11 protein-coding genes are annotated in these 10,897 nt (G+C 71.3%); 5 read left to right on the forward strand and 6 right to left on the reverse strand.

Features of this window, described 5'->3' with window-relative positions; all coding sequences use genetic code 11:
* Nucleotides 1-12: 12 nt before the first annotated feature.
* The 4 genes from E9934_RS09940 to E9934_RS09955 are packed head-to-tail and all read left to right on the forward strand — an operon-like array spanning nt 13 to nt 4,553.
* A complete protein-coding gene (locus E9934_RS09940) occupies nt 13-1,500 on the forward strand; it encodes a FadD3 family acyl-CoA ligase (RefSeq protein ID WP_136562742.1) in 1,488 nt (495 codons plus the stop codon).
* Nucleotide 1,501: 1 nt separating this feature from the next.
* Nucleotides 1,502-2,677, forward strand: a complete 1,176-nt coding sequence (locus tag E9934_RS09945) for an acyl-CoA dehydrogenase family protein (RefSeq protein ID WP_136562743.1) — start codon at nt 1,502-1,504, stop codon at nt 2,675-2,677.
* Nucleotides 2,674-3,561 carry an acyl-CoA dehydrogenase family protein gene (locus tag E9934_RS09950; protein ID WP_136562744.1) on the forward strand — a complete coding sequence of 296 codons (888 nt, stop codon included), beginning with the start codon at nt 2,674-2,676 and terminating at the stop codon, nt 3,559-3,561. The genes E9934_RS09945 and E9934_RS09950 overlap by 4 nt, the downstream gene beginning before the upstream one ends.
* Nucleotides 3,561-4,553, forward strand: coding sequence for an acyl-CoA dehydrogenase family protein (locus E9934_RS09955; protein WP_136562745.1), 993 nt, complete (start codon nt 3,561-3,563; stop codon nt 4,551-4,553). Before E9934_RS09950 ends, E9934_RS09955 begins: the two co-directional genes overlap by 1 nt.
* Before the next feature lie 16 nt (nt 4,554-4,569).
* Here E9934_RS09955 and E9934_RS09960 read toward each other — a convergent pair whose 3' ends face one another.
* Genes E9934_RS09960 through hsaA form a run of 6 tightly spaced genes read right to left on the reverse strand, consistent with a single transcriptional unit; the run spans nt 4,570 to nt 10,137 of the window.
* Nucleotides 4,570-5,049 (reverse strand): TetR/AcrR family transcriptional regulator, encoded by a 480-nt coding sequence (locus E9934_RS09960; protein WP_136562746.1) that lies wholly within the window; start codon nt 5,047-5,049, stop codon nt 4,570-4,572.
* Between the two features lie 36 nt (nt 5,050-5,085).
* The gene (locus E9934_RS09965) at nt 5,086-6,423 is read right to left on the reverse strand and encodes a trypsin-like serine peptidase (protein WP_136562747.1); all 1,338 of its coding nucleotides are present in this window, start codon (nt 6,421-6,423) and stop codon (nt 5,086-5,088) included.
* A gap of 52 nt (nt 6,424-6,475) precedes the next feature.
* Nucleotides 6,476-7,129, reverse strand: coding sequence for a flavin reductase family protein (locus E9934_RS09970; RefSeq protein WP_238694875.1), 654 nt, complete (start codon nt 7,127-7,129; stop codon nt 6,476-6,478).
* A 17-nt stretch (nt 7,130-7,146) separates the two neighbouring features.
* On the reverse strand, nt 7,147-8,046 hold the full coding sequence (hsaC, locus tag E9934_RS09975) for an iron-dependent extradiol dioxygenase HsaC (RefSeq protein ID WP_136562748.1): 900 nt from the start codon (nt 8,044-8,046) through the stop codon (nt 7,147-7,149).
* Complete coding sequence (gene hsaD, locus E9934_RS09980; RefSeq protein ID WP_238694876.1) at nt 8,043-8,948, reverse strand: 4,5:9,10-diseco-3-hydroxy-5,9,17-trioxoandrosta-1(10),2-diene-4-oate hydrolase; 906 nt, start codon at nt 8,946-8,948, stop codon at nt 8,043-8,045. The genes hsaC and hsaD overlap by 4 nt, the downstream gene beginning before the upstream one ends.
* Nucleotide 8,949: 1 nt before the next feature.
* Nucleotides 8,950-10,137, reverse strand: coding sequence for a 3-hydroxy-9,10-secoandrosta-1,3,5(10)-triene-9,17-dione monooxygenase oxygenase subunit (hsaA, locus tag E9934_RS09985; RefSeq protein WP_136562750.1), 1,188 nt, complete (start codon nt 10,135-10,137; stop codon nt 8,950-8,952).
* Nucleotides 10,138-10,454: 317 nt separating this feature from the next.
* Here hsaA and E9934_RS09990 point away from each other — a divergent pair.
* The coding region (locus E9934_RS09990; RefSeq protein WP_136562751.1) for a DUF222 domain-containing protein at nt 10,455-10,897 on the forward strand (443 nt) is incomplete at its 3' end.

Genomic DNA, 10,897 nt, shown 5'->3' on the forward strand with positions numbered 1-10,897 from the left:
TATGCTCCGGTCATGGACACGATCCCTGAGGTCCTCCGCGCCGCTGCGCGGACCCACGGCGACAGGCCGGCCTACGTCGAGGGCGACCGCACGCTCACCTTCGCAGGTCTGCTCGACCGGGTCGAGCGCACCGCTGGCGCCTACCGCGACGCCGGCGTGGCCCGCGGCGACCGGGTCGTCCTGTGGGCCCCCAACAGCACGTCGTGGGTGATCGCCGCCCTCGCCGTGTCCTGGGCCGGGGGCGTCCTCGTCCCGGCCAACACCCGTTACCTCGGGGCGGAGGTCGCCGCGATCGTCGAACGCGTGGCGGCGGCCCTCGTGGTCGTGGAGGACGGGTTCCTGGGCCGCCACCAGGTCGACGAGCTCCGCGCCGAGGGCGTCGAGCGCACCGTCGCGCTCCTCGCCGACGTGACCGCCGAGGACCTGCCACGCACTGGATCCACGGGCGAGGACTTCGACCAGCCCGGCCCCGACGACGTCGCTGACATCCTCTTCACCTCCGGCACGACGGGGCGCCCCAAGGGAGCGATGAGCGCCCACCGCCAGACCGTCGGCGTCGCCCGGGCATGGGGCGAGCTCGGCGGGGTCACCGCCGACGACCGCTACCTCGTCATCAACCCCTTCTTCCACTCGTTCGGCTACAAGGTCGGCATCATCACGGGACTGACCACCGGCGCGACGCTCTATCCGCTGGCGACCTTCGACCTCGAGCGCACGATGGACCTGATCGAGTCCGAGCGGATCACGGTCCTGCCGGGGGCGCCCGCGATCTACCAGTCGCTGCTCTCGGCGCCCGGTCGCAGTGAGCGGGACCTGTCGAGCCTGCGTCTCGCGGTGACCGGCGCCGCCGTCGTACCGGTCGTGCTGATCGAACGGATGCGCGCGGCCGCGCCGCAGGGGCTCGGGATCAACCAGGTCGTCACCGCCTTCGGCATGACCGAGGCCGTGGTGGTGACGATGGCCCGCGACGGCGACGACGCCGAGCTGGTCGCCACCACCTGCGGCCGCGCGATCCCCGGCATGGAGACCCGCATCGCTGCCGAGGACCCAGCACAGGGTGGCGAGCTGCTGGTGCGCGGCGACTTCGTGATGCTCGGCTACCTCGACGACCCGGCCGCGACCGCCGAGGCGATCGACGCCGAGGGCTGGCTGCACACCGGTGACGTCGGGGTGCTCGACGACGCCGGCAACCTGCGGATCACCGACCGGCTCAAGGACATGTACATCTCCGGCGGCTTCAACGTCTATCCCGCAGAGGTCGAGCAGGCCCTGATGCGGCTCGACGGCGTGGACGACGTCGCCGTGGTCGGCGTCCCCGACGAGCGGATGGGCGAGGTCGGCAAGGCGTACGTCGTGGGCGCGGCCACCGACGAGGAGGTCATCTCCTTCGCGAAGGGCCGGCTCGCCAACTTCAAGGTGCCGCGCTTCGTCGAGCACATCGACGCACTCCCCCGGAACCTGTCCGGCAAGGTGCTCAAGACCGAGTTGAGGAAGAACTGACGTGGATCTGCAACTGAGCGAGTCCGAGCTGGCCTTCCAGGCCGAGGCGCGTGCCTGGCTCGCGGAGAACGTGCCGGCCGAGCCGCTGCCGTCGCTCGACACGGCCGAGGGCTTCGAGCTGCACCGCGCGTGGGAGGCGAAGCTGTCGGCCGCGCGCTGGTCGGTGGTGTCGTGGCCCGAGACCTACCACGGCCGCGGCGCCTCGCTGGTCGAGTGGGTGATCTTCGAGGAGGAGTACTACCGGGCCGGCGCTCCCCTGCGGGTGGGCCAGAACGGCATCTTCCTGCTCTCCCCCATCCTCTTCGAGCACGGCACGCAGGAGCAGCAGGACCGGTTCCTGCCGTCGATGGCGACGGGCGAGAAGGTCTGGGCCCAGTGCTGGAGCGAGCCCGAGGCGGGCTCCGACCTCGCGTCGCTGAAGTCCACCGCCCGGCGGGTTTCGACAGGCCCAACCACCGGGGAGAGCGGCTGGGTCCTCAACGGCCAGAAGATCTGGTGCTCCCGCGCCGCTCTCGCGCACTGGGGCTTCGGCCTCTTCCGCAGCGACCCAGAGGCGCAGAAGCACGCCGGGCTGACCTACTTCCTCTTCCCGCTCGACGCCCCCGGCGTCACGGTGCGGCCGATCGCCCAACTCGACGGCGAGGCCGGCTTCGCCGAGGTCTTCTTCGACGACGTCTTCGTGCCGGACACCGACGTGCTCGGCGCCCCGGGTGACGGGTGGCGGGTCGCGATGAGCACCGCCGGCAACGAGCGCGGCCTGTCGCTGCGCTCCCCCGGCCGGTTCACCGCCGCGGCTGACCGCCTCCTGGCGTTGTACGACGACACGGCCGATGGCCCGAACCGCACCGCGGCGACCGAAGCCGTCGTCGACGCGTGGATCAAGGCCGAGGCCTACCGGCTCTACACCTGGGGCACCGTGTCGAAGCTGAAGGACGGCGGCGACATCGGCGCGGCGGGCTCGGTCAACAAGGTCTGGTGGAGCGAGCTCGACGTCGCACTGCACGAGACGGCGCTCGATCTGCTGGGCCCGGACGCCGAGCTCGAGTCCCGCTGGCTCGACGGCTACACCTTCTCGCTCTCCGGCCCGATCTACGCCGGCACCAACGAGATCCAGCGCAACATCATCGCGGAGCGCATCCTGGGCCTCCCGCGCGAGCCGAAGGGACAGCAGCGATGAGGTTCGAGCTGACGACCGACCAGCGGGACTTCGCCGCCTCTCTGGAGTCACTGCTCGCCGCAGCGGACACCGTCTCCGTCGCCCGGGCCTGGGCCGACGGTGACCACGCCCCGGGTCGGAGGCTGTGGGAGCGGCTCGCCGAGCAGGGCGTCACGATGCTGGCGACCGATGCGACGCCCGTCGAGGTCTGCATCGCCTTCGAGGCACTCGGCCGCCACGCCGTGCCCGGCCCCTGGGTCGAGTCCGCCGCCTACCTGCCGATGGCCCTCGGCCGCGAGGTCGAGGGCATCGGCACCGTCGCGGCCCCGCGCGCGCTGGACGCCGACGTCGCCGACGAGGTGTACGTCGTGGTGGACGGTGCCCTCCACGCTGCGACCCCCGGCGCCGCACACGTGTCCGTCCACCGTGGCCGCCACCTGTTCGACGTCACGCCGGGCGAGGCCGTCGACCACGGCGACCTCGCAGCGGCCGACGATCTGGCCATCCTCGCCACCGCTGCCCAGCTCCTCGGGGCCGGTGAGCGGGTGCTCGCCGACGCCGTCACCTACGTGAAGCAGCGCAAGCAGTTCGGCCGCGAGATCGGCTCCTACCAGGCCATCAAGCACGCGCTCGCCGACGTACGGATCGCGCTCGACTTCGCCCGCCCGCTGGTCTTCGGCGCGGCCCTCGCCCCGACCCCTCGGTCCGTCTCGGCGGCCAAGGTCGCGTGCGCGGACGCGGCCTACCTCGCCTCCCGCACGGGCCTGCAGGTCCACGGCGCGATCGGCTACACGCAGGAGTTCGACCTGAGCGTGTGGATCACGAAGATCCGCGCGCTCGTCACCGCCTGGGGCACGCCGGCCGAGCACCGCGCCCGCATCCTCGACTCGCTCGTGGGGGCCTGATGCTGTTCGCACTCAGCGAGGAACAGGCCGAGCTGGCCTCGACCGTCCGCAGCCTGCTGGACAAGCGGGCCGACTCCGCGGCCGTCCGTGCGGCCTCCACGTCGGAGGCGGGTCACGACGAAGCGCTCTGGTCGGCCCTGTGCGAGCAGATCGGTGTCGCCGCCCTCCCCATCCCCGAGGAGTACGACGGCTTCGGAGCCTCGTTCTTCGAGACCGCGGTCGTGCTCGAGGAGCTCGGCCGCTCCCTCGCTCCGTCGCCGCTGCTGGCCACGGTCGTCGCGACCGAGGCACTGCTCGCGGGCGGCACCGACGAGGCGAAGGCCCGCCTGCTCCCCCGGATCGCGGCCGGCGAGATCGTCACGGTCGTGCTCGGTGACGGACCGGTGCTCGACGGCGACCGGGCCGGGATCGTGCTCGCCGTCCGCGACGACGAGCTGGTCGAGGTCGAGGGCGCCGCTGCCACGTGGGCCGAGTCGATGGACCAGAGCATCCGGCTGGCGCACGTCGACCTCTCGACCGCGACCCTCACGCCGATCGGCGACGGCGAGAGCGCCCGTGCGCGCGCCGAGCTGGTCGGTGCGGCCGCGACGACCGCACTGGCGGTCGGGCTCAACGACCGTGCCGTCGCGATGACCGTGGCCTACGCCAAGGAGCGTGTGCAGTTCGGCCGGCCGATCGGCTCCTTCCAGGCGCTCAAGCACCGGATGGCGGACATGCTCGCGCTGACCGAGCAGTCCCGCTCGGCGAGCTGGGCGGCGTCGTACGCCCTGGCGGACGGGGACGCCGATCCCGGCACGGCCGCCTTCCAGGTCCACGCGGCGGCGTCCTACACGCTCGACGCCGCGGCCCGGATCGCCGGCGAGTGCGTCCAGCTCCACGGCGGCATCGCGATCACCTGGGAGCACGACGCCCATCTGGTCTTCAAGCGGGCGCACGCCCTCGGCCAGCTCTTCGGCGCGCCGCACCGGCACCGCGCGCTCATCGACCTCTGACCAGCTCGACGGGCGTTCAGCGCCGCCAGGACACCCGGACGCTCGGCACCAGCCGCGTGACCCGGCTGACCGGGAGCCGACGGCGCGCGGGTTCCTGCGCACGCTCCTCCGGATGCACGACTGCGGTGAAGGCGTCCTCACCCTGGAGCGCGGCCGCGATCGACGGCGCCGCCATCCGCACGACGTCGTCGACGGAGGCGGACGCCAGTGGCTCGATCTTGAGCACGTAGCGGGTCATCGCCAGCCCGATCAGCTGCGACGCGACCAGCTCGGCCTTCATCGCCGACAGCGCGCGGCGCTCGACCAGCGGCTGGAAGCGCGGATTGAGGACGGCCCGGTTGATCCAGCCGTAGAGCCGCGGGCCGCCGGGTCCGAGGCGCGTCGACTGGCGCACCAGCCGGAGCATCCGTTGCCGCGTCCGCGGGTGCTCGCACAGCAGCAGGAACCGCCGCAGCAGGCGGATCGCGAGGTCTTCGGTCGGGTCGAGGCTGTGCATGACAGGACGATGGTGCCCCACCCGATGCCGATCTGGTCAGGCAGTGGGCTGTGTGCAGACCGTGTCCTCGGCCACAGAGCGGTCCCGCGGAAGCGGGCAGGAGAGCACCCGGACCGCCACCGACACCGACGTCCGGGGGGTCCGCAGCCGATAGCGCAGCGCCCCCACGCGAGTCGGTCGGAAGGCGAACTCCACCACACCGTCCCGGTCCGTGCGGGCCACGCGGAGCCGGCGCCAGGGCCCATGCGGACGCAGCCGGATGCTCAGCACCACCGGCGTGCTCGCCCCGGCCCGCGCCCGGAGACGCAGCAGCTGGCCGCGCCCGACCCGCCCCGGCAGTGCACGGAAGGCGACACCGGCACGCGTCACGACCACGCGCCCCGCGCCCGTGACGCCCACGGGTGCCAGGGGACGCGCAGCGCGAGCGGCACCGAGCAGGGTGCGGACCGACCCCGTGAGCGGGGTCGCCAGGAGATACGCAGCTCCGGTCGTCGTACGACGGGACGTGACCGCCCAGATGAAGCCGACCTGCGGGCTCGCCATGGACACGAACCACGGTCCGCCGCTCGCGCCGCCGGTGAGGCCACAGGCGATCGCCGCATCGGTGCCGGTGGCGCTGAACTGGTAGCTCTCGCCCGCGCAGCGTCGCACCGTCTCGCCGTCGTACGGCGCCTCGGCCGGCCAGCCCCATACCCGCACCCCCGTCTCCCGTGCCGGGAAGTTCAGGGCGAGCCCGTTGCCGCCGACGACATCCACGAGCCGGCGGCCGTTGCGGGGCGCCAGCTCGACGAGCGCGTTGTCGTAGGTGAAGGCGTCACACCGCTCCACCCATTCGCGGTGCATGATCGCGCGCGTGCCCACCCAGCGACCGTCGGGCGCCGAGCCGTTGGCGTAGCGCGGCACGAAGAGGAAGTTGTTGTAGGTGCTCCCGGCCGTGCAGCCGCCGAGGAGACCTCTCCGACCGCCAGTGTTGACGCAGTGGCCCGCCGTGATGATGACGTTCTTGTCGGCGGTGTTGACCGTCGCTGCCGAGCACACGTAGTCGCTGGTCCGGTCGGAGAAGAAGAGCTTGCCGACGCTGCGGGGCGAGGTGAGTGCACCGCGGGCGCGAGGGGCTGCCGCGCGGGGCGCTGCGTCGACGGCGTCGCCGTCGGGATCGAGCCCCAGCGGGATGGCCTGCTCCATCCGCTCGGGCGTCCAGTAGGCACCGGGCGCGTCGACGTCGAGCGCCGCGACCAGGGGGCCGACGAGAGCGACACTCGTGCCGTCGTCGCTGCTGTCGTCCGCCGCGGCCTCCGTGCCCGGCGCGGCGACGAGCCCGCCGATCAGCAGCAGTCCGGCCAGTGCGATCCACCCGTGCCGACGTCGGCGCATTCAATCCCCCAGGTTCGTGCTTCCCGGGTTCAACGCCGCTGATCGGCGCAGGTCACGAGTCGGTCGTGCGGTAGCGACCCTTGTAGTAGAGCAGTGGCTCGGTGGAGGTGCCCTCGTCATCCGCAGCGGCCAGGTGCTCGACCTTGCCGATCACCACGTAGTGGTCGCCGCCCTCATAGACCGCGTGGATCGTGCAGTCGAGGTGGGCGAGCGTGCCCGCGATCACCGGCGAACCGGTCACCTCTGCCGGCGACCAGTCGATGCCGGCGAACTTGTCGGCACCCTTGGTCGCCATCTGTCCCGACACGTGCTCCTGATTGGAGGCGAGCACGTTGATGCAGAACCGGCCCGAGCGCTGGATCAGCGGCCAGGCCCGCGAGGAACGCGCCGGGATGAAGAGCACGAGCGGCGGGTCGAGGGACACGCTGGAGAACGACTGGCAGGTCATCCCGACCGGCGCGCCGTCGCTGATCGTGGTGACGACGGTGATGCCGGAGGCAAAGCAGCTGAGCACGTCGCGGAAACGCCGCGCGGCCGCCTGGGCCTCGGGGTCGTCGTGGACCGCGACCTCTTCGCCGGGACGCAGCTCGAAGTCGACCTCGGCGTCGCCCAGCCACGACTGGATCAGTTCGGGGTGCGGCCAGGTCGACTCCGCGTCCGGGCTCATGCCCTCGGGGATGGCGCCCGAGCCACCTGCTGCCGACATGGTTCCCACGCTAGCGCTCAGCTTCCGCCGCCGAAGTTGTGTCCCCAGTACGAGACCGCGGTCGACTCGCGAGCGACCCACCGCTCGTCCTCCACCCGGAGGCCCTCGGTGCCGAACTCGATGTCGAATCCGCCGGGCGACTTCACGTAGAACGAGATCATCTCGTCGTTCATGTGGCGGCCCAGCGTCGCGGACAGCGTCGCGCCGTGCTTGCGGACCCGCTCGAGCGCGCGGCCGACGTGGTCGAGCTCGTCGACCTCGAGCATCACGTGCACGCACTTGGACGCGTTGGGCATCGGCAGGAAGGCGAGCGAGTGGTGGCGCGGGTTGACGCCGAGGAAGCGCAGCCAGATCTTGCTGCCCGGCTCCTTGCCGACGAACTCGCCCGGCATGCTCATCGAGTCGCGCAGCCGGAAGCCGAGGACCTCGGTGTAGAACCGCAGCGCCTCGACGTCGTCCAGCACCGGGACCACGATGTGGCCCATGCCCTGGTCGCCGGTGACGAAGGTGGCGGCGTACGGCGTCACGACGGGTCGCGACTCGTAGGTGATGCCGTGGAACAGCTCGAAGACGTTGTCCCACGGGTCGCGGAAGCGGACCAGCTCCTGGACGCGACGCTCGTCGAGCTCCTCCTTCGTGCCCTCCTCGAACTCGACACCGGCCTTCTGCAAGTGCTCCCGGGCGTTCTGAAGCGCCTGGTGGTCGGCCATCTCCCAGCCGACGCACTCGAGCTGGTCGACTTCGGCGGGGACGACCACGATGCGGGCGGAGACCTCGTCGATGCGCCAGTACTGGTGCGCGGGGTTGGGGCCGCGGCCCTCGGCGAGACCGAGGACCTTGCCCGCGAAGGTCTTCCACTGGTCGAGGTCGGTGCTGGCCACGCGGATGTAGCCCATGGACTTGATGTCGATCGTCATGCCTTGCTCCTCTCGACGTGGCGGGCCAGGAACGCGGTGCAGATCTCGGCGAACTCCTCGGCCGCCTCGATCTGCGCCCAGTGGCCGCAGTTGGGGAAGACGTGCAGCTGCGCCTTCGGGATCTGCTTGAGCGCGACGAGCGCACCGTCGAGCGGGTTGACGCGGTCCTCGCGTCCCCACGTCAGCAGGGTGTGCTTGCGGATCCGGTGCGCCTCGCGCCAGAGCATGCCGTCCTCGGCCCACTCCGGGTTCCAGAAGGACGCGCCCATCGAGCGCATCGCCTCGAGCGAGCCCGGCGCGGTCGCGTCGTTGAAGCGCTCCTCGACGAGCTCGTCGGTGACGAGCGCCTGGTTGACGACCATCGTCGAGATGAACGCCCGCGGCGCCTCGCGGCTCGGGTTCATCGAGAAGTCCATCAGGCGCTTCACGCCCTCGGTCGGGTCGGCGTGGAAGAGGTTGGTCGACAGGCCACCGGGACCCATCAGGACCAACCGGCCGACCCGGTCCGGGTACTCCAGGGCGAACCGGGTCGCCGTACCACCGCCGAGGGAGTTGCCGAGCAGGTGGACCCGCTCGATCTGCAGCTCGTCGAGCAGCTTGACGAGGTACGACGCCGAGTGGCGGAAGTAGTTGGCCCCGACCTCCGGCTTGTCCGACTGCCCGAAGCCCGGCTGGTCGACCAGCAGGGTCCGGAAGCTCGCGGCGAAACGCGGCAGCGCGGAGCCGAAGTTGCTCCACGCCGACGCACCCGGTCCGCCGCCGTGCAGGAGCACGAACGGCAGGCCTCCGCCGACCACGGAGCCGGACGCGGGTCCGGCCTCGTAGTAGTTGAGGGTGATGTCGCCGGCCTTCGCCGAGCGACGGGTCCCCTCCTTGGAGAAGTCGGTGCTGGATTCGCCCACCTCAGTACATCCCCGGGTCGATCTTGTGGCCGAACTGCTGTGCGCCGTACATCTGCAGGGCCCGCTCCGGGTCGTTGGCCGCGTGGACCCGACCGGCGTGGGCATCGCGCCAGGCGCGCTGCAGGTAGGTGCCCTCGGCGAGCGCCCGACCACCGGAGGCCTCGAACAGCGCGTCGATCGCCTCGATCGAGCGGGCGGTGCCGAGGACCTGGTCGCGACGAACGCGCAGACGCAGCTCGAGCGGGATCTCCTCGCCACGGGCGACATGAGCCTGCTCCTCGCGGATGTTGCTCATCAGCAGGGCCCAGGCGGCGTCGATCTCGGAGGCCGAGCGGGCGATGCGGACCGCGGCGAACGGGTCGAGCGACGCCTTCTCGCCGAGGTAGGCAGCACGGACGCGCTTGTTCTGCATCTCGACGTGCTCGGCGTAGGCGCCGCGGGCCATGCCGATGATCGGCGTGGCGATGGTCGAGGTGAAGATCGAGTGGAAGGGCAGCTTGTAGAGGTCGCTGGTGTTGACCGCCTGGCCCGGGCCCTTGCACTGGCCCGTCTCCCCCATCGACAGCGTGAACGCCTCGGGGATGAAGGTCTCCTCGACCACGATGTCGTTGGAGCCGGTGCCGCGCAGCCCGACGACGTTCCAGACGTCGATGATCTGGTACTTCTCGCGCGGCACCATGAAGGTGCGGAAGTCCACGACCTGGCCCTCGGTGTTGAACACCAGCCCGCCGAGCAGGACCCAGGCGCAGTGGTCGGAGCCCGACGAGAAGCTCCACTTGCCGGAGAGCGTGAAGCCGCCCTCGGTCTGGATCGCCTTGCCGGTCGGGGCGTACGACGACGAGAGCCGCACCGACTGGTCCTCGCCCCACACGGCCTGCTGGGCCTCGTCGGCGAAGAGCGCCACCTGCCAGGGGTGGACGCCGACGACGCTGGACACCCAGCCCGTCGAGCCGTCGGCCGAGGCGATGTCACGCACGGCGGTGTAGAACGCCAGCGGGTCCGCCTCGAAGCCGCCGTAGCGCTTCGGCTGGAGCAGACGGAAGAAGCCGGTCTCCTCGAGCTCCTTGATCGACGCGTCGGGGATCACCCGGAGGCGGTCGCCCTCCTCGGCCCGCTCACGGAACGTCGGGAGCAGGTCGCGGACGCCGTCGAGAACGGCGGTGACCTCGGGAGAGAAGTCCTGGTGCATGTGCGCTCCTAGTGGATGGATCGAATGACCCAATATTAGAACACGTTCTTGTTTTGGTCCACGCGCCACTCCCGATGAGTGCGACAACACGTCCCGCGGCGGGCCAGTTGACCGCGAAGCCGCCACCCGATCGCTGGTCGAGTAGCCCGCGAGGGCCGAAGGGCCCCGTCGTTGGTCGATCAGCCACTCGTCGTTGGTCGAGTAGCCGCGAGGGACGAGCGGCGTATCGAGACCCTCTGCGCCGACCCTCCCCCACCGTCCACACCCATCCCCGCGCGCACCGCAATCTGTCGGACCTCCCGTGTTGACTTCTTCCCGTGAGCAATCGGGTGCTCGACGAGCTACGGGAGATGGGCACGACCGACGTCCTGTCCTTCGCCACCACGCGCCACGAGACCCGCCTCCAAGCCGAACGCGAGCTGCTGGCCGCGGCGTATCAGTGGGCGGTCCTGCACAACCCCGACGCGCTGGCCCCGTTCTCCAAGCGTGCCGCCGACCGCGCCCGTCCCGCCGGCGCTGCCGGGACACCGCTGATCACCGAGTACGCCGCCGCAGCCTTCGGCGCCCGCATCCAGACCCCCCCGTTCGGCGCGAAGCGGCTGATCGCGGACGCCGTCGACATCCACCACCGACTGCCCAAGCTCCACGCCGGCCTGGCTGCGGGAAAGGTCCGGGTCGGGCACGCCAGGCATGTCGCGACCGCGACCCGCGACCTGAGTGACGACGAAGCCGCCTGGGTCGACAACGAAGTCCACGAGTC

It is taken from the genome of Nocardioides caeni (assembly GCF_004912195.1).
In the GTDB taxonomy this organism is placed as follows: Bacteria; Actinomycetota; Actinomycetes; order Propionibacteriales; family Nocardioidaceae; genus Nocardioides; species Nocardioides caeni.